This window comes from Paenibacillus sp. J31R109, assembly GCF_059692055.1.
Window position 1 is genome coordinate 87,678 of sequence record NZ_JCAUAR010000019.1, and the last position, 20,864, is coordinate 108,541.

The window sequence follows — 20,864 nt, forward strand, 5'->3', positions numbered from 1 at the left end:
TTATCTATGCTGTGTAGGATGTTCACCTCTTGGCGAGCCCAATACCGGTGTTGGCAGCCGTCAGTTCCATCTTGGTATTGAAGGCGAACACGGTCCATGGTTCAGAGGCCGATTCGGCATTTACTTGAATGTCGATTTCCCAGGGAGCCTCATAACTCACACCAAGCAATTGTTTACCTTGGTATAGGGCGATGGCAAATGGGGGTTCACCTCGATCATTCACAAGCTTGGGATACACGAGCACGGTTTGTTTCCCAGTCGGGATCGAAGGTGAATTGACTGGCGAATACCGATACGAAATAGGATTCACTCCTTGTTCGATTTTACTCAAAAACCAATCGGAAGCGATCAGTCTTTGATAATACCCGTCCATGTAAGGATTCTCTCCGATATCGTAGACATAACTTCCGTTTGTTCGAATAGCTTGAGCACGGCTGTAGTTAAAGTAAGTGATTGCTTTTATCTGTGGAAACAATCGCGGTAAGAGTCCATACATGTAACCCAACTGGCCTTCTGCCCAGCTCCAATACGATTGATTCGTTGGCAAATAGGTGTGTGCAACAGCCCCTTCTGAAATCATAATAGGCTTATGGCTGTAGCGTTCGTAGAGCGGGGCAAAGGTATCAATAACGGTGCCCTTTAACTGTTCTTTCTCAGCTGAGATGGGGGTGCTATATAAGGAAAAACCTACCCAGTCCACGTAGGCGTCCCCAGGATAGTAGTCATCGACCGTATCCGGTGGCCAGAAGTTTGGCGACCACACCATGGCTACATTCGGCGCTTCTTCGGCCATAATGTCGTGAACAAGGCGGAATTTCTCTATATATTTCTGCGGTTCTCCGTGCCAGGGCACCCAAGCTCCATTCATTTCCGAAGCGTAACGAAGAAAGATTGGGATTCCGGACGCTTTGGCCTCGCGCGCGAATCGGCGGACATATTCATCATCTTGTACGTCGTCTAAGCCGTAACGTGGTTCCCAACCAATCTGGAGGGCTCCGCCAAGCTCTTTGACTCTTTCGGCAGTCCGTGCGGGGAAGTAGGTATTCGTGTCCGTTTGCACTTTCCGCCATCCTACATAGGCCAAGTAAAGTGCGTGCTTGCGTCCATATACGTCCTCAATCTTCGTGACATCATAGCCTACTCGGCGATCTGCCCCAAGCATACCGATATACACCCCTGATGCTGGCTCATGTTTGGCTAACAAGGAAGTTGAAGGAGTAGCTGTTTTGGAAGAATCGGCCGGTATTGAGTTACGGAGATAGAGTTCCATATGCGTTGAAGGTGTTTGTAGGTTAGGCCAAATTGGAGGTACCGAAGGAGGTCCAGCTGTGTAGGCAGTGATACGTTCTCTGTAGTCTGCTGCAGCTTCTGGATGCCCTGTTTGGTTAGATTTCTTCTCTTGGTCAGTCCAATACGTGATCAGATCGGGTTGCTTAGGTCGAGAAGGAGAATCAGTCGTTGTGGGAGGATTATCCACATCAGCCATTGCTGGTTGATTAGGCTCAATCAGATCCACTTTACGATCTATAACGAATAGGAGAATGGCGATACAGCTCGCCAAGCCTAGTAAAGCTGCAAAAATCCAGACAACCTTTGTATGCATGAAGTGGCTTCCTCTCACAGGGGATTATGACTAATTGTATGCCCATATCTAGGAGACGGTCAATGAAAGAAAGATCGCATCTGGTTTGGTAAAAATAGGTACTGTTCTATGCCATTCCAAGATAAAATAAGATGGTATATATGGATTTACCTGAGGAGGGATTGCGTGGATTGGTCACGTAAGGAATTAAAAAGCAGAGCCAAACTAGTACTTCGAACATCGTATTGGAAGGCATTCTTGGTCAGCTTACTGCTTGCCATCATCGGCGGGGGTGTCCCAAGTTGCAACTGGAATTCGAATAGTGGTTCCTCCGTTAATCTGTCAGGCATGCAAGCTGATTTTGGGGATATTTCGGATGGTGTAGGTGCACTAATTCTGATCATCATTATTCTTGTTGCGATCGTAGTAGGATTGGCCGTAGCCGCCTTCAATATCTTTGTGTTGGCCCCGTTTAAAGTGAACACACAGCAATATTTCAAACAAGCCTCTCAAGGCGATGTGAATATGAACTATCTGCTTTATGCATTTGGCAAAGGGAAGTATGTAGGAACGGTTGCTGCGATGTTTTGGAGTGCTTTGCTTAACTTTTTGTGGTTTTTATTGCTCATCATCCCTGGTATCGTGAAGAGTTATGCCTACAGTTTGGTTCCGTATATTTTGGGAGATAACCCTACGATTGGCCGGAAAAGAGCCGTACAGCTCAGCAATCAGATGACGCGCGGATTTAAATGGCGGATGTTTGTGCTGGATCTTTCCTTTATTGGGTGGTTTCTTCTGGGTGTTTTAGCACTTGGCGTAGGTGTGTTGTTTGTATTACCTTATTATAATACGACGAAAGCTGAGTTATATTTGGCACTGCGTCAGCAAGCATTGAACGATGGACTTAGCACCCCCGAAGAACTAAATCTAATCATTTCGTAAGGAGCTGATCGTTTTTGTCTGTCCAAGTAGAGGTAAGTAAGGTAAAAGGTACCACGACGACGTCCAAGCATTCGATCACGATGATCATGGGGATGTGGCTCATTATTGGCCTGTTTATTGATGGCTTCGCCCATAACCATGGAGCAGTAGAAACCTTTTTCACACCGTGGCACGCGATTCTTTACTCCGGTTACTTGGCTTGTGCAGGTTGGATTTTCTTCATGATTCGTTCGAACAAAATCAGTAACCAATCCACGACTTGGATCTCTGCGATCCCCGTTGGCTATAAGCTTGGCGTAGCAGGGGTTATCCTCTTCTTTGCAGGTGGGCTTGGCGATATGTATTGGCACACGGTCTTCGGCATTGAGAAAAATATTGAAGCGCTTCTAAGCCCGACCCATCTCCTATTGTTATCGGGGGCGCTCTTAATATTGACAAGTCCCTACCGTGCGATCAGCGCTGCTGAAAAGGGGGCTGCGCCGACGTTTCGCCAATTGTTACCGGCGCTAACATCAATCGGGCTCACGTTTACGGTGTTCGCTTTCTTCCTTATGTACGCATGGTCCTTCCGCCAAAACTTATGGATGGCGAGAGACTACGATGCGGTAGCCAAAGCGGTAGTTGATTTTATGCTGACAACTATGATTCTTGTCATTCCAGTCATGTTTGTCCTGCGCAGATGGAAGCTCCCCTTCGGTACGGTTACGTTCTTCTTCCTGTTTGAGTCCATCTTCCTTGCGGTTCTTGATGGATTTAGGGATTATGGTTCAATCATCATTCTGCTCATTAGCGGCGTGATCGGAGATGTTTTATTTCGTGAAATCAAAGAGAGAGAGGTAACAGATTGGCGGTATAAGGCTGTCTTCTTTGTACTTCCTGTCTTGATTTGGGGACTGTATTTCGCTAACTTGAAATTATTTCATACCTTAGACTGGTCGCCTGAGCTGTGGGGAGGGACGATATTCCTGTGTGCATTGTCGTCGCTTGGTTTAAGTATTCTTGCAGCGCCAGTTGCAACTAGCCCAAGCAGATGAGAGGGAAGCTGCTGCCCCTTATCTGCCTAGTTGTCTTCCTTTCAGCTTGCGGTTCATCTTCGACAACGACGATTGATATGTCGGAGATGTCAGGTATGACCGGCATGACGATGCCCTCATCATCGGTTACACATCAACATTCGAGTGACGCACTTGCCCGCTTCTCCTTGGATTCACCCCATTATTTACCGAATGAGTTATCCAACATAACCATTCTGGTTCAAAATAAATGGAATCGGCCGATCGAGAAGTTTGATCTGATGCATGAGAAGCTGATGCACCTCATCGTGGTCAGTCGGGATTTGTCCTACTTCGACCACTTGCATCCCAACTATGCGGGCGCTGGTCGATTCGATGTCCAAACGTCATTCCCCGCGGGAGGGTACTATCAGCTTATTGCTGATTTTACGCCGACGGACTTAGGGGAGACTGTTCAATCCCATTGGGTGACGATTAACGGGAAAGCCCCGAAGGCAGTTAAACTTCAGCCTGACAAAAGCTTAACTAAACAAGTCGGTGACAAGGAAGTCACGCTAGCTTTCGATCATCTCATGGCAGGGATGACCCTTGACATGGTATTCACATTCAAGCAAGGCGTAGAAAAAACACCTGTTACCAATTTGCAGCCTTACCTAGGCAGCGTAGGTCATATTGTTGCGATTAGTGAGGATGGGAATGAGTATGTCCATGTTCATCCGGCGGATCCAACAGCGACTTCAGGGCCAACCGCGGCGTTTAAGATTCTGTTTCCCAAAAAAGGCATATACAAAATTTGGGGCCAATTTCAGCAAAATAACGAAGTGTTCATCGTTCCGTATGTGATCAATGTGAATTTGTAATATAAAAGAAATATGATAGTCATCTGTCCTACATGTTAATCGCTTATAATAAAAGACGACCCCCTTTTTAAATATAAACCTTTAGACCCGCGGCCCGTTGCTGTGGGTCTCTTTTTGTTCACTTATGGTACAATAGGCGATATAACCAGATTAGGAGTGAGAAGAATGACTGCACCCATGAATGAGCAGGAGCTGTTGCAATTCATTATCAGCAAGACGAAGGCCGACCCGAAGCAAGTTGAGCTTGTACTTAAACATGAGAAAGCGTATATCACCAAAGCCGAGCAAGGCTCCAAAGGCCCTGTAGACATTGATAGTGATGATTTGATCGATCATATACTGAGCCGGCCTGATGTGAAGTTGAGTGAGCTTGCGGTGGATACGATCTTGGAAGCTGAGATGGAATACTTGATGAAAAATGGCATGGCCGGCTATATTGACTAGTTTATGTTCTAAGGACCCTCACATGGAGAATATCTGTGTGGGGGTCTTTTATTACCATATCACTACGAAAACGCGGCGCTGAGACGTCAATAATTGCAGTCTCAGTTGCGCAACAGCACCAAGTTCACTCTGAGACTTCAAAAGTAGCAGTCTCAGAGAATCAAACTAGTCAAAACGACGAAACGCGTAGCTGAGACGTCAATAATTGCAGTCTCAGTTACGCAACAGCACCAAGTTCTCTCTGAGACGTCAAAAGTAGCAGTCTCAGCGAGTCAAACTAGTCAAAACGCTGAAACGCGGCGCTGAGACGTCAATAATTGCAGTCTCAGTTGCGCATCAGCACCAAGTTCGCTCTGAGACGTCAAAAGTAGCAGTCTCAGCGAGTCAAACTAGTCTAAACGACGAAACGCGGCGCTGAGACGTCAATAATTGCAGTCTCAGTTGTGCATCAGCACCAAGTTCGTGGTGAGACGTCGAAAGTAGCAGTCTCAGAGAAGCAAACTAGTCTAAACGACGAAACGCGGCGCTGAGACGTCAATAATTGCAGTCTCGGAGTCGCATCAGCACCAAGTTCACTCTGAGACGGCGAAAGTAGCAGTCTCAGCGAGTCAAACTAGTCAAAACGACGAAACGCGTAGCTGAGACGTCAATAATTGCAGTCTCAGTTGCGCAACAGCACCAAGTTCGCGATGAGACGTCGAAAGTAGCAGTCTCAGCGAATCAAATATAGTCTAAACGACGAGTCATGAGGTCTTCATTAGTGTAACTTAAAAGTTAATTGAATAACATATATTGACTTTATATTCAAGCGATTGCATAATGAAATCAGGAATTATTACGTTATTTAATTAACTTATAAATTATCTAATTGGAGGTTTTCCATCACAATGAGCAATCAACCAAGAGCTGAATACCCTAGACCACAATTTGTACGAGATAGCTGGATCAATTTGAACGGTGAGTGGGAATTCGAATTCGATGATGCATCTATAGGATCCAAACAGAAATGGCACCAAGGCGAGAAGGCATTTTCACAGAAGATCCAAGTACCTTTTGCTTTTCAAAGTCAATTAAGCGGCATTGGAAGTAATGAATTTCACGATGTCGTCTGGTACCGCCGCGAGCTGGAGATTCCAAAGGAATTTGCGAATAAGCGAATTCTACTTCATTTTGGAGCCGTCGATTACTTGGCATCGGTCTGGGTGAATGGCATCCTGGTCGCAACACATGAAGGAGGTCACACGCCTTTCCATGCGGACATTACGGAAGCGCTTCAAGCGGGAAGCAATAAGCTCGTTGTAAAGGCTGTCGACTTCAGTAAAGATGTCACACTGCCACGTGGGAAGCAATACTGGAAAGCGGATTCCGCGAGCATTTTCTATACAAGAACTACAGGTATTTGGCAAACGGTGTGGTTAGAAGCGGTCTCTGCGGATGCACACTTAGCGAAGGTGAAGATGACCCCGGATATCGATGCGAAGCAGATTGAAATTAAGTACGACATCGAGGGGATCGACGCAAATGCCACATCCACGTACCAATTGAAGGTGGATATCTCGTTTAAAGGCGAGATTGTATCGGAAGACGTGTATGGCATTCGAAGTGGGACGGGCGCACGGAAAGTGCGGTTGAATGACTTCAATGATCATGGACTTGGCGGTTGGTGGACACCGGAGAAGCCGAACCTATACGATGTTAATTTTACATTGCTGATTGATAATGAGGTTGTGGATGTTGTCAGCAGCTACTTCGGTATGCGCAAGGTTTCCATTGAAGATGGCAAGTTGTGCTTGAATAATCGTCCTTATTTCTTGAAAATGGTACTGGATCAAGGCTACTTCCCCGATGGGAATTTGACACCGCCGAGCGATGATGCGATCAAACAAGATGTCGAGCTTACTAAAGCGATGGGCTTCAATGGGGCACGTAAGCATCAGAAGTTGGAGGATCCAAGATTCTTGTACTGGTGCGATGTACTAGGGCTTGTTGTGTGGAGTGAAGCCGCGAATGCGTACGAGTACACGGATAAGTACGTAGGGCAATTTACGAAAGAATGGATTGCCTCGATGGAGCGGGATTATAATCACCCGTCGATTATTGCTTGGGTACCGCTCAATGAAAGTTGGGGTGTCCCGAACATTCAAATTGATAAACTGCAGCAGCAGCACGCTTTGACGATGTATCATCTGAGCAAATCGCTGGATCCAATGCGCCCGGTAATCTCGAATGATGGATGGGAGCTTGTGACAACTGACTTATTTGCCATTCATGATTATGAGTGGAGAGAAGAAGTACTCACTGAGCGATACAGCTCCAAGGAAAAAGCGGTTCACGCGATGCCAGCGAATCGACGTCTATTCGTGGAAGGCTTCCCTTATCAAGGTCAGCCGATTCTGGTTACCGAATTTGGCGGAATTGCGTACAAGAAGAGTGAATGGGAAGGCTGGGGCTATTCCGGGGCAGATAATGACGAGGATTATGAGCAAAAGCTGCGCGCAGTCATTCGTCCACTCCTGAACTCTGGCGTTGTGCAAGGTTATTGCTATACGCAATTGACGGATGTGGAGCAGGAAATTAATGGATTGCTGACTTATGATCGCAAGCCGAAGATCCCTGTAGAAATCATCAAAGCGATTAATGATCGTAACTAATCAACAAAGCCGAGGCTATCGCAGCCTCGGCTTTGTTGTGCATGTGCTACTCCTCCGCATGATCAATACGAATGACGATAACATTGGAAAGCACGGTTCCTTTATGAATGGGTACATTCACTTGGTATTCGAATGTTGCAGGGACTTGAAGCGTGAGACGTCTCACATTGGTATGGTGGACGATAGAAGCATCATAGGTGATTTCAATGCTCGAACGCGGCTGTAAATTGCCAAGTACCAGTGGCTGTTTGACATTAACGTCTTGGATGACAACACCATCGATCCTTAGAGATCCCGGAATAAATGTATTTAACGGAGAAATCCAGTCGATCAGACTCACTTGATTCGCGGCTAAATTTCCAGTGTTGGCAACAAGCATATGGTAATGGATCGTTGTACCAGGCTCTGCCTGGCGTGGATTAGCTGACAGAAGAATATCCATGATAGGCAGTAAGAGTTCAACGGTAACGAGATTGGATAACATCATATTCGAGACGATGCGACCGTCTGGCAGTTGATAAGTATATAAAACATGAGCTTGGCTAGTAAGTAACTTCTGATCCAAGGAAATGGCGAACGAGTTGACCGTGACTTGGAATTTCACAAGAAATGACGCATTCGGCTGTAACGTACCAAGCGGTATGATGCTAGGGAGAACAGTCTGACTATAGGGAACGCCATCTACGGTTAAACTTCCTACGACATAGAAGCTGCCTTCGGGAATAAAATCGGAAAGTCGGACCTCGGTGGTAATATTGCCGCGATTGGCAATTGTAATAGAATAAGTCAAGGTATCACCGAGGGTAGCTTTAGGTTCAAGCACAGATTCAACCACGGTTAGAGCAGGATCATAAACGTGGATCGATATCGAATTCGAAACGATTTTTCCTTTGCAATCCTCGAAGGTATACGTTAGAACGGCAGAGTTTACGATGCAATACGATGTGGGCAAATGCACAATGGTGACTTGGAACTGAAGACAAACTTCAGAATGCGCAGGGATATCTCCAAGCTTGATACCCGCATTAGGATTAGCGGCAGGGTAGCTAACCCCATCGATCTTAACACTTCCTGGTACAAAGGCAACACCTGCAGGCAATTCATCCTTGAATAAGGGGTGATGGATCGGACAGTCTTCTTCATTCTTGATCGTAAAGTAAAAGGTGACCGTGTCCCCAACATACGTAGATGTTGTACTTGCTTGTTTGGTGAATGTTAGTTTCGTTTCTTTAAACGGAATGATAATCGTGTTGGACTTAGAACTGCCCGAAACATCTCTACCGCCAGGAGTATGGAAGTAATAGACGGTGCTAGCCTGATTGCGAAGTTGTCGGCTAGCAGGTATCTCTAGGACGATGACTTGAAAAGTGACTTCAATGGTTTGGCACACCTGTATAACACCTAGGGGGATACCTTCATCTGGTCTAGCCATGGGTAACGGAATATTATCTACAATTACGCTATTCGGAATAAATGAAGTGCCTTCAGGCATGTTGTCAAAAAGGGTAACTTGTGCATCCAAGTTACCCTTATTGGCGATCGTTAACGTATAAGTGATGATCTGGCCGATAACGGCCAGAGGGGTGTTTGCCTTTTTGAGCACAGTTATGATTGGACCTACTACAGGCGTATCTACGATATTCGAGAAAGAATGGCTGGTGGAGGTGCCTGAACTAAATCTGACGACAGATTGATTTATTAGGTGATTGGTGGAGTGGGAGTCGGCCGTCATACGACCGTCACCTCAAATGTAACCGTAACAGAACCACCGGCAGGAATAGCACCGATTGGTACACCTGTGCTCGGATTCAGCGCAGGTTTGGAAACACCATTTACGGTGACACTTCCTACGATAAAGCTGGTTCCAGTTGGGATTGGATCGGTCAGCACGACGTTATTGACGGTTTCAATACCATTGTTTGTGACCACGATGGTGTATAGAATGGTATCGCCAACAATCGCATCAATCGCATCCGTACTTTTTACAACCTTAACGTTAGGCGCTGAAACTGGGATGACCAGAATATTGGATTGAACAGATCCGTTTAATAGACGGCCATCTGGCGGTGAGAACGTATAGTTCGCCGTAGCTTGGTTGGAAAGTAATTGTGGAGATGGTAGTGCGTCTACGGTTACTTCTAGTGTGATTAAGACATCGACAGAATCACCCGGAGCAATCGCTCCAGCATTAATACCCGTTGATGGATTCACGCCTGGTTGAGAAACGCCATCGATAATGACGCTGTTCGGAACAAAAGCTGTACCTGCTGGGATGGAATCAAAGACCGTTGCATCTGCAGATAGATTTCCGGAATTCGTCAGTGTTAAGGAGTAAATAATCGTATCCCCAACTGTTGCATTCGTTGTATTCGCACCTTTGAGCACAGAAAGTATCGGCTGATATACAGGGATATTGACCGTGTTGGAGAAGGCGGAAGCTGAGAAAGCACCCGTTGTAAAGGTGACAGACGATTGATTGGTAAGCTGCTGGGATGTAGGCAGTGCCGTAACCGTGACATTAAAAGCGACGGTAACCTGGCTTCCTGCGAGAATTGAACCGAGTGAAATACCATTTGTTGGATTCGCATTCGGTGCTGTTACTCCATTAATTTTGACACTGCCCGTTACGAAGCTCGTGGAAGCTGGAAGCGGATCAAAGAATTGAACGTTATTAACGGTAGTGATACCACTATTCATGATAATAACTTCATAAGGAACAATATCGCCAACTACGGCATCCGTTGCTGTAGATGATTTAGATAACTGCACATTAGGTGCCGAGACAGGGATAGTCACTGTATTAGAATTGATGGAGCCAGTGATAATACGCCCGTCAGGCGGACTAAATGTAAAGTTAGCTGTTGCTGTATTAACTAACGTTTGCGGAGTTGGTAAGGATACGATCACAACCCCAAAGGTAATCACATCTGTAGCGCCAGGCTGCGAAGTGAATGGAATGCCAACAGCTGGGTCAGCTCCAGGTTGTGTAACTCCGTTCAGGACAACGCTGTTCTGTTGGAACGTCGTACCGCTTGGAATGGTGTCAACGAGCGATACGGAAGCAGGGTAATTCCCTGAGTTCTTGACGTTAATCGTGTAAATAATCAAATCGCCAATCGTAGCGTTGGTTGAATTTGAGCTTTTGACTGCGGTGAGGATTGGTTGATAGACCGGTGTGGTAATGGTGTTGGAGAAAGTAACCGCTGAGAAAGCACCGGAAGTAAAACTAACTGAGCCATAGTTATTTAATTGGGCTGGGTCTGGCAAGGACGTGACTCTGACATCGAACGTAATCGTAACCGTCGCACCAACGGCAATGGTACCAAGTGCAATACCTGACACTGGATTCGGCGGTACAGGAGGCGTTGGAGCGCCAATAATGACGACACTGCCAGGGACGAATGCTTCTCCAGTAGGCAGCGGATCAGAGAATACGACATTATTAATAGGCGCAATACCATTGTTCATAATGACGAATTTATAAGGAATAATATCGTTCACAACAGCGTCAGTAGCAGTTGTACTTTTGACAATGCTAACGTCAGGTGATGATACCGAGATGGTCACCGTGTTGGAATTCACGCTGCGATTGAATGGTCGACCATCAGGAAGTGTATAGGAATAGTCAGCTGTAGCTGTGTTGGTTAAGATCTGCGGGTTAGGCAACGAATCGATAATGATGGAAAAGGTAACTGGCACCGTCGTATTGGGATCAAGTGTGCCAATGGAAAAGCCTGTTGCCGGATCGGCCCCTGGCCAAGGTACGTTGTTTACAAAGACGCTGTTTGGCAGGAACGACGTGTTGGATGGAATGGTGTCCGAAATGTTAACGGCAGTGGGATAATTCCCTGTGTTGGAGACGTTTAGCGTATAGACAATCGTATCGCCAACAGTGGCATTCGTGCTGTTCGCGCTTTTGAGCACATTAATGACAGGTTGATAGATAGGTGTAATAACCGTGTTGGAATTCGTTGTGCTGGATAGTGCGCCAGAAGTGAAGGTGACAGATGCAAAATTATGAAATTCCGCGGGGCTAGGCACTGAAGTGACAAGTACCGAGAAGGATACAGTAACAGTGGCTCCAACTGCAATTGTGCCAAGGCTGACACCAGTCGCTGGATTTGGTGGAACAACAGGTGTCGGAGCTCCGACGATGACAACACTTCCGGGAACGAAGGTTCCTCCTGCTGGAATTTGATCTGAGAAAGAGACATTCGTAATAGGGGAAATCCCGTTATTCGTGATGTTAGTACTATAGACGATGGTATCTCCGACAGTGAGAGCTGTAGATAGCGTGCTTTTGGATACAGCTACATTAGGCGAAGAAACAGGGAACGATACCGTATTGGATGTCGCTGTTCGCGTTATGGTACGCCCATCTGGCGGGAAGAACGTATATGTAGCCGTACCAGTATTGCTGATGACTTGTGGGCTAGGCAAGGTGTTAATGAGTACCGAGAAGGATACCGTCTTGGAGCTGCCTGCTGCAATTATGCCGGCGTTAATACCAGTGATCGGATCAGCTCCTGGCTGAGGCGTACCATCCACGATAGCACTATTTAGAACGAAAGAAGTTCCAGCTGGAATGGTATCGGTCACGATCACAGTTGCTTCTAGATTGCCTGTATTTGTCACGAGAATACTATAGAGTACGGTATCACCAACAGTGGCATTCGATGTATTGGCCGTTTTCAGCAACGTCAGATTCGCTTGCGTGACAGGTGTGACAACATCATTGGAAGAGGAAGAGCCAGAGAATGTACCAGATGTAAAGCTGACATTAGATTGGTTAATGATTTGTGGCGTTGGCATTGTGATTTTCACCTCAAATGTCACGGTTACCGGCGTATTGGGAGCCAGTGTTCCGATTGGGATACCGGTGGACGGATTCGTGTTAGGCGATGGTACGCCATTGACGAGGACGCTTCCGGGAATGAATGAAGTGCTGACATCGGCAATGCTGGTCAAAATAACATTGTTGACGTTCGCAACACCTTGGTTGGTGACGACTACTGTGTAAGTAACTGTGTCACCTTGAACGGCTGAGCTTACATTGACTGTTTCCGTCACCACGACATTAGGGGCAGATACGGGAATCGTTACCGTATTCGAACTGCCAGAGCCGGAGAGTGAACGGCCATCAGTGAGTGTAAATGTGTAGCTAGTTGTACCTTGGTCGACTAATTGCTGCGGGTTCGGCAGCGATTCTACTGCCACTGAAAATACGACAGACTTAACTCCACCCACAGGAATGGTTCCAATGGGGATGCCGTTTACGGGATCAACGCCAGGTAATGGTGCATTATCGACGATAACGCTGTTTACAAGAAACGAACTGCCTGCAGGAATATTATCAAAAAGCGTCGCAGCGGCCGCTACACTTCCCGTGTTACGCACTTCAATCGTGTACGCAACGATGTCACCAATAACCGCTAAGGATTGACTAGCGCTTTTGGTAAGGGAAATAATCGGCTGTTCGATGAAGGTCATGACGCTGTTCGAAAAGGTAGACCCAGAAAAAGCACCAGATGTAAAGCTGATACTTGCGTTATTTGGGACTTGTGGCGGATTAGGCAGTGAGGTTACGGTTGCCCGAAATTCTACGTGAGTGGTGACGCCTGGATTTATAGAACCTAGTGTGTATCCCGTTGTAGGATTGGCGGTAGGCTTCGGAACGCCATCGACGATTACACTACCTGGCAGGAAGGTAACCCCGCTGGCAAGTGCATCATTAATAACCACATTCGTAACCTGAACAACACTATTGTTAAGAATATCGAGTGAGTAGATAAGAACATCACCGAAGGCAGCATAGGTCAGGTTGACGGATTTCGTCACTAACACATTCGGTGCCGAGGCTGGGATGTCAGTCGTGTTGGACGTTGCACTTCCTGACAATACACGCCCATCAGGCGGTTGATACGTGTAATTGACGGTGCCGAAGTTCGTCAGTCGTGGTGGTGATGGTAAGCTTTGCAAAATAACTTGGAAGGTAATCGTCGTCGTCCCCCCTGGTGCAAGAGAACCTGCAGCAATGCCAGTAGCAGGATTGGAACCAGGGCTGGAAACGCCATTTATCGTAACACTGCCTGCCACAAACGAAGAGGATGGGGATATCGCATCTACGATCGTTGGTTGAACAGCGATATTACCTTGATTGCTAACGATAAGTGTATAGGTCAGGGTATCGCCAACAGTGGCGTTCGTGCTGTTGACACTTTTGGCAATCGAAACGATGGGTTGAAATACTGGTGTTGTAATGGTATTGCTTAACGATGTCCCATTAAAGGTACCAGATGAATACGAGACGCCAGCCTGATTCGCTAATTGTCCTGAAGCCGGTAAGGAGACGACATTGACCTGAAAGCTAACGGTGACAGAACTGCCTGCGGCAATGGAGCCAACACCAATACCTCCGTCAGGAACGGCGCTTGGTTTCGAAACTCCGCCAACAAGTACACTTCCTGGTACGAATACAGTGCCAGCGGGTATCGTATCGGTTAGAACAACATTTGTAACGCTCTCTACACCTGAATTTGTAATGACGGTGTTGTATGTAAAGGTGTCTCCAACGACAGCGTCGATAACGGGTGTGCTTTTGACAGCTCCCACGCTCGGTAATCGAACAGGAATCGTGAGCGTGTTGGATTCTGCCGCACCTGAAATGGTTCGGCCATCTGGTGGTTGAAAGGTATATGTACTATTTGCTTTATTAATAATTTGCGATGGCGAAGGCAGTACGAGAATCAGAATGTCGAAGGTAACGGTTGATGTGCCGCCAGCGGCGACAGTCCCGATGTTGACACCTGCCACGGGATTCGCACCAGGGACAGTGACACCATTGACTTTAAAGCTATTCGGCACATAGGAAGTACCTTGAGGAATGTTATCGGTGATGGTAACATTTGCCCCGATATTCCCGGTATTGGCGACTTGCAGCGTATACGTGACTGTACTTCCCACCGAACCATTGGCTGTGTTGGCCGACTTTACGATGCCAATCTTCGGCGCGTAAATGGGCGTTGTCACCGTGTTCGAAGGAATTACACCCGTAATGACGTTACCTCCAGCGACACTCTGGAACGTAAAAGCAGCATTCGCCATATTCCCAATTTGGGACGGAGTTGGGATACTTGTGATCGTCGCTTTGTACGTAACGATGATGGAGGAACCGAAAGCAAGTGAGCCAAGCGGTGCACCGGAAGTAATATCATAGGTGGGTCTAGCAACACCAGCTACCGTGACACTACCAGGAACAAATGTTGAGCCAGTTGGGAGCGCGTCAGATAACACGATGCTGGCAGCGCTGGCTGTTCCCGTATTGCTGGTAGTGACTGTGTAGGTAATCGTATCCCCTACCACAGTGCCAGCGACATTGGCGCTTTTGGTGACATTAATTTTGGGAGCATTGATATCAACCTGAATCCCATTGGCATTTACGACATAGGCATCGCCTGATGTTGTTAATTGCAGTACAGCTGAAGATTGATTGTTAATAAGGCGTGCAGATACATCAATGTTGGTGATATCCCAACCTTGTCGTCCGGCGCTAATATTCGTCCCTGGCGCTCCATTGATCTGATTGGATGAGCCAAAGGTTCCTGTGGTGTTCAGGTTCCCGGCGTCATTATTGATCTGAGAAGCGAAGAAGTTATTCGCAAAGTTGTTGGGTCCAGATAATGCAACTAATGAACCGGTTGTAGGACCGAATAACGCTTGATCCCCTGTTCGGTTGGCATCTCCTTCCTGGGCGCTAAATAATGCTCTACCGCCTAGAGCACCCGTTACTGGTGTAGCAAATCCGGTGATCGTCGTGTTGACGGGCGGAGATGTCGATTGGACAAGGACAGCGCCAACCCGCAGTGACATATTCCGGAAAGGCAAACTGGTGTTCTGGTAAATGACAGCGAGCGTCCAGCCAGCATGGTTGGCGGTGGAATCACCAGGAATAACGATGGTGCCAACCACATTTCCAGTTGTATACGTTCCTGCCATTCCTTGTTGAATGAGCGTTGTGACGTTAGCGGATCTGACATATCCCAGTGCTCCGCCACCTAAATCGAATTCATTTTTGGTTGCGTTGTCTGGCGTAATGCTGCTGGTCCCTGCAGGAGTGGTAAAGGTGACGGCATTGTTAATAAAAGCTGTTAAGTTAACAGTGCCATTCACATAAGAACCACCCCAGATTAATTCAGCGTACAATACGGTGCTTCCAGCAGGAAGGTTTAAGATGGCTGATGAGTTGTTAAGGGTATAGAGACTAGTGGTTCCGTTAGGATAAGTTCCGTATTTGAGCGCTGTATTAGTCGTGGTAAAAGCACCAATACTGTCTTGGGTTCCCGGTACACCTTCTGTATTTGAGCGGCTTAGGCCAAGTGTATTTCCGGTGAACGTAATCGCGCCAGTTGCGTTGAGTGTGGCCCTGACGACGAGAGCTATGATCGTCACCCCCCTAGTATTAGTACCGTTCAGTCCTCAGAATCGAGAAAACGGTGTGGTGATGGAAAGTAAAATAGGCCGATGGTTTTAAGATATGAGCCGAAAACGAAAAAATGATTAACAGCACATGAAAAATCTTACTTGTGTGTGCCTGTTTTCTTTTTAGCTGGCGGAGTTGGTTTTTTTGCGGATTTAATCGACTCATTGTTAGAAGTTGGATTGACGGGCGATGCTTTCTTGAATTGGGGGATGGCATCCAAATTTTCGAAGCTTTCCTCGATTTCTGGTGCGCGTTGGCGGCGAAGTGAGGGAGTCCAGATGGGTTCAGCATACTTTTGATTGCAAATTCGGTGCCAATCATCGGTACGTAATTCCTGTTTGACGACTACGAAATGATACATGATTTCGCTTATTAGGTTGGGTTGTACGTATTGTAGCATGTCTAATTCATCCTGCTCATACAACGTTGTCGAGTACGGCGGTTCATAGAATAGCTCCATCCGAATAAGCCGGAAATCGAAAGGAGAATGGTGTTCAAGGTACTCGGGTACAGGTGGACAAATAGGGCTGCCTGCAGGTTGAAGGAAGGAATTCGTCAAATAACGAGGAGTATATTCATCAAATTTTTGTTTCAAATATGGATTCGACGTATGGCGAAAATGATGCGCATAAGGTGCAAGAATACACACTATGGCTTTGTGGCTGCAGATCCGATAGAGCTCAGACATGACTGTGAATAAATCAGCTACAAAGGGAAGGCTTCGACTAGCCATGACAAATTCCACCGCGTTGTCAGGCAAAGGAATTCCTGCGTTGATATCACATACTAAATCAACACCGGGTAACGCCACGCGATCGATGCCAAAGAAATTCGAGTGCTTGTGGTGACCGCAGCCAAGATCGATATGCATGGAAGTTCCTCCTTACTCTGTATAAATGAACTGTCCTATAATGTATGTCCATCGCACTTGGCAGTCTCTGCTTGTGCCTACTGGTGCGAAATATTCGTCTTGTCCAACATAAAAAACGTCGCCTCCCCAGTTCGGAGAAGACGACGTTTCATAATTATCGTTCGTGATTACCCTTTAACAGCGCCAATCATGACGCCTTTCACGAAATACTTTTGAACGAACGGATAGAGGATCAGAATCGGTACAGAGGCAACCATAATCGTGGCATACTTGATCGATTCCCCGATCTGGTGTTGATCGGCGGCGTTGGCGCCTGTGCTCATCGAGTCGGTGTTATTCGCGATTAAGATTTCCCGAAGGGTGAGTTGGAGCGGGTACAGATCTCGATCCTTGATGAAAATGGAGGCATAGAACCAGCCGTTCCATTTTTCTACCGCATAGTACAAAATCATAACCGCGATAACAGGCATGGAAAGCGGGATGATGACGCGGAATAAAATAACGAAATGGTTGGCCCCATCCATCTTGGCAGACTCTTCAAGGCTCTCGGGAACCGCCATAAAGGCTGTGCGCATAATAATCAAGTTGAAGGTATTTACAGCGAAAGGTAAAATCGTAGCCCATAAGGAGTCTATTAGGCCAACACCTTTCACAACCAGATACATGGGGATAAGTCCGCCGCTAAAAAACATAGTCAGAACAACAATGAACATAAAGACATTGTTCCACATGACATTTTTTCGAGAGAGTACATAAGCCCCTAAAGCGGTGACAATCAAGTTGGTGGCGACACCAAACACAAGGATAAATAAGGTATTGCGGTAGCCTTTTAGAATAGCTGGATTTTTAAATACACTATTATAGGCTTCCAAGCTGAACCCTAGCGGTCGATATAAGAAGCCTTTATGCGTAATGAGTTGTGCGCCGTCACTGATGGAAGCGAAGGTAACATAGATGAGTGGATATAACGTTACAATGACTAATACAAGCAATAAGATATGGTTAATGCTGACGAATGCTCTGTCACTAAAACTGACTTTCATCGGAGTTCCTCCTTACTACCATAAGCTGTTTTGACTAATTCGTTTACTTATTTTGTTGGCTGCAATCAGTAGTGCCAAATTAATGAAGGAATTGAAAAGACCAACGGAAGCAGAAAAGCTCCAACCAAATTCGAGCAAACCTTTTCGATAAACGAAGGATGAGATTACATCGGCTGTTTCATAGGTACTAGGATTATAGAGCAGGATGATTTTCTCAAAGCCGACGTTCAATAAATTCCCCATCCGAAGAATGAGCATAATCGAAATGGTTGGTAGAATGCCTGGCAAGGTGATATGCCATATCTGCCTCACCCGGGTAGCACCATCCATTTTGGCTGCTTCGTATTGCTCTTGATCGATACTCATTAATGCAGCTAGATAAATAATCGATTCCCAACCAATTTTTTGCCAAATTTCCGATAAGATATATATGGTTCGAAACAGCTCTGGCTTCTGCAGCATGGCTGTATCATTCGCGCCAAAATACGTCAGTAACGTATTGATTAAGCCGCCATTGTTGGTGAAGTCTTTAATCATCCCGGCAATGACGATAAGTGAGATAAAGTACGGCATATAAGTAATCGTTTGCACAAATCGTTGAAACCTCTTATTGGTCAACTCGTTAATCAAGATAGCCAAAATAATGGGGGCAGGGAATTCAAAACAGATCGAGTAAAGTGAGATGATAACGGTATTTTTGAGAATTCGCCAGAAGTAATAGCTGGTGAAAAAATCCTGGAAGTTTTGAAATCCAATCCAGGGGGATCCGAGTATCCCTTTAATTGGTGTGTACTCTTTAAATGCAATTAAGGCACCGTACATGGGCGCATAATGGAAAATAAAGTAGTAAGCCAGCACGGGAACCATCATAAGATACAAATATTTATTTAATAGAAAATCGCGTTTAAAACGAATGGGAAAACTAGCCTCCGCTGGTTTACGCATAATATCTCTCCTTTCGCCGCAGAAATGAATAGCATGGGGGAGGGGCTAGTGCTCCCCGCCCCCCATGGTACTGATTATCTTTTGTTGAAACGATCTAAGGAAGCCTTTTTGATTTCAATCGCACGGCTTAATTTAACGGAGTTGAACTTCTCTTGGTATTTCTCGAAGCTATCAAGAGGCTCTGTGCCCAAAATAATTTTGAGCGTCATTTCGTCAACAAGCGTGTTCAGATCTGTCATGATTTTCGCAAGCTCTGTGCTTTCTTCAGGCGTTGCTGTAACTGGCGGAATTTTGTGTTTGTCTACGGTGGTTTTTGACCATGTGGTTACAGCATCACGTTGCGTTTGCAGAGCTAAGTATTGCTCGATATAGCGTTTATCTTGAACGAATGGTCCATTGTAGTTACCGCGGACGTACAGGGACAATGCTTGTGCAGGTGCCAGTTTATCTGGATTGTTCATAACGGTATCCGTGTATTTCGGATAGTTATTTTCCATTTTATAGGATGTGCCTTCAGTTCCGAAGTTGAAGAACAAGCCTCCTGCTTGGGTGTAACCATAGTCAAGCATTTTAGCAGCTGTTTCGATGTTTTTGGAAGTAGCGGTAATCGCGACAGATCCACCAGATGAATAAGAAGGGTCTTTTTGACCAAACATGGCGATGTCGCCTTTCTTAAGCACTGGATATGGAGCGGCAACGAGAACACCTTTAGGGTCTTTGGCTGTAATAAGCGGTTGGAATTTACCAATTCCGCCACCAGCATTATTAACAGTAGCTCCAGTAGCTCCAGATGCCATATTGGCATCCATGGCTTTGCTGTCTGCGGTTGCAAAGTTTTTATCAATTAATCCTTCCGCGTACCATTTACGGAACGTACTCAGATACTCTTTGAAGCCTTTCTCTGCAGGTCCAAATTTAATGGCCCCACTATCATCAATAAAGAAATCACGTGTTACGCCGAAAGCACTGAGGAAAGCACCATTGTAAGATTCGTTGAAAGGTCTAGGAACACTTACAACCGCGAAAGGAGATGTTGCGCCTTTTTTCTCTTTGAAGGCTTTAAGTGTTGTGTACCAATCGTCGATAGTCTCTGGGATCGGAAGTTTAAGTTCATCTAACCAATCCTTTCTAACCATTGGACCTTGGTAGACACGTAAGTAATCATCGCCGCGAATGAATGGGAAGACGTAGTAGCTGCCGTTATCCGTTTTAACTTGTTTGTCGATATCTGGATGTTCTTTCAAGTATTTCTTCAAATTTGGGGCAAATTTATCAATGGTATCATTCAGCTTGAGGACATATCCGTCTTTGATCGCTTTTTCAGGACCGCCTGGGAATGAATCTGCCCAGTTAAATTCGATCATGTCTGGCAGATCGCCCGTAGCCAACAATACGTTAAGTGTTTGTATCCCTTGGTTAGTCGGTGGTGCAGTGAATTTCAAAGGAACGCCAGTCACTTTTTGCCAATTCTGAAAGAATGGCGTATCAGCGTGTGTAGCTTTTACCCCTGTTAAGTTACCAGCAAGTTCTCCCCAATATGTTAGGGTTTTATCATTTTTGAGCGGATAAGTAACCGCTGCGCCAGCGGCTGGTGCGGTGGATGCCTTGGTCGCGTCTGCTGAAGCGGCTGGACTAGGTGAGCTTGTCGTAGAAGAGTTGGATGAACAGGCAACAACTAAAGTTCCCATTAAAGATGTGGTAACCAACATGGTGAACATTTTTTTACTGTTTCTTTTCATGTGTTGACCTCCTCAAAGTTTTGCGCCATGTGAAACTGGCAAGAGAGCGGTGTAATGAGAAATGGACCAGTGAAACAGGCTTCGAAGTGTTTGGTGTGAAGTTGTCTGTGCCCTAATTGAATTATATGTTAGCGCTTACAATCTGGGTATCTTGAATATCTCCAATTGCATCTTGATAATTCATGATAGACTCTACAAAATGTCCAATTCCTTCAGCAAAATAGCCAATTTTATTGATTTTCTCCTTGTTATTAGGTGGAGATACCCTAGAAGAAGCAAAAAGGGCAGCTATTCG

Annotated in this window: 12 protein-coding genes; 5 read left to right on the top strand and 7 right to left on the bottom strand. The window is 46.0% G+C overall.

Annotated elements, in window-relative coordinates; all coding sequences use genetic code 11:
• Positions 1-22 precede the first annotated feature (22 nt).
• Positions 23-1,603: a glycoside hydrolase family 26 protein gene (locus tag AC58QT_RS30500; RefSeq protein ID WP_497412280.1), complete on the bottom strand. Its 1,581-nt coding sequence runs from the start codon at positions 1,601-1,603 to the stop codon at positions 23-25.
• Positions 1,604-1,768: 165 nt separating this feature from the next.
• On the opposite strand from AC58QT_RS30500, the gene AC58QT_RS30505 reads away from it, so the two are divergent.
• The 5 genes from AC58QT_RS30505 (at position 1,769) to AC58QT_RS30525 (ending at position 7,492) form a co-directional block, all read left to right on the top strand.
• Complete coding sequence (locus AC58QT_RS30505; protein WP_497412281.1) at positions 1,769-2,524, top strand: DUF975 family protein; 756 nt, start codon at positions 1,769-1,771, stop codon at positions 2,522-2,524.
• A gap of 14 nt (positions 2,525-2,538) precedes the next feature.
• Complete coding sequence (locus AC58QT_RS30510; RefSeq protein WP_497412282.1) at positions 2,539-3,558, top strand: hypothetical protein; 1,020 nt, start codon at positions 2,539-2,541, stop codon at positions 3,556-3,558.
• Positions 3,559-3,653: 95 nt separating this feature from the next.
• Positions 3,654-4,397: a DUF8832 domain-containing protein gene (locus AC58QT_RS30515; protein WP_497412283.1), complete on the top strand. Its 744-nt coding sequence runs from the start codon at positions 3,654-3,656 to the stop codon at positions 4,395-4,397.
• 165 nt (positions 4,398-4,562) lie between these two features.
• Positions 4,563-4,841 (top strand): hypothetical protein, encoded by a 279-nt coding sequence (locus tag AC58QT_RS30520; protein WP_497412284.1) that lies wholly within the window; start codon positions 4,563-4,565, stop codon positions 4,839-4,841.
• A gap of 887 nt (positions 4,842-5,728) precedes the next feature.
• Positions 5,729-7,492, top strand: coding sequence for a glycoside hydrolase family 2 protein (locus tag AC58QT_RS30525; protein ID WP_497412285.1), 1,764 nt, complete (start codon positions 5,729-5,731; stop codon positions 7,490-7,492).
• Positions 7,493-7,538: 46 nt separating this feature from the next.
• Here the strand turns inward: AC58QT_RS30525 and AC58QT_RS30530 are convergent, their stop codons facing one another.
• From AC58QT_RS30530 to AC58QT_RS30555, 6 genes are all read right to left on the bottom strand, one after another.
• On the bottom strand, positions 7,539-9,224 hold the full coding sequence (locus tag AC58QT_RS30530; protein ID WP_497412286.1) for a hypothetical protein: 1,686 nt from the start codon (positions 9,222-9,224) through the stop codon (positions 7,539-7,541).
• On the bottom strand, positions 9,221-15,931 hold the full coding sequence (locus AC58QT_RS30535; protein ID WP_497412301.1) for a DUF7507 domain-containing protein: 6,711 nt from the start codon (positions 15,929-15,931) through the stop codon (positions 9,221-9,223). The genes AC58QT_RS30530 and AC58QT_RS30535 overlap by 4 nt, the downstream gene beginning before the upstream one ends.
• A 137-nt stretch (positions 15,932-16,068) precedes the next feature.
• Positions 16,069-16,842: a class I SAM-dependent methyltransferase gene (locus AC58QT_RS30540; RefSeq protein WP_497412287.1), complete on the bottom strand. Its 774-nt coding sequence runs from the start codon at positions 16,840-16,842 to the stop codon at positions 16,069-16,071.
• Positions 16,843-17,009: 167 nt separating this feature from the next.
• Positions 17,010-17,885, bottom strand: a complete 876-nt coding sequence (locus tag AC58QT_RS30545; protein WP_497412288.1) for a carbohydrate ABC transporter permease — start codon at positions 17,883-17,885, stop codon at positions 17,010-17,012.
• A gap of 15 nt (positions 17,886-17,900) precedes the next feature.
• A complete protein-coding gene (locus tag AC58QT_RS30550; protein ID WP_497412289.1) occupies positions 17,901-18,830 on the bottom strand; it encodes an ABC transporter permease in 930 nt (309 codons plus the stop codon).
• A 74-nt stretch (positions 18,831-18,904) separates the two neighbouring features.
• Positions 18,905-20,569 carry a type 2 periplasmic-binding domain-containing protein gene (locus tag AC58QT_RS30555; protein WP_497412290.1) on the bottom strand — a complete coding sequence of 555 codons (1,665 nt, stop codon included), beginning with the start codon at positions 20,567-20,569 and terminating at the stop codon, positions 18,905-18,907.
• Positions 20,570-20,864: the final 295 nt, after the last annotated feature.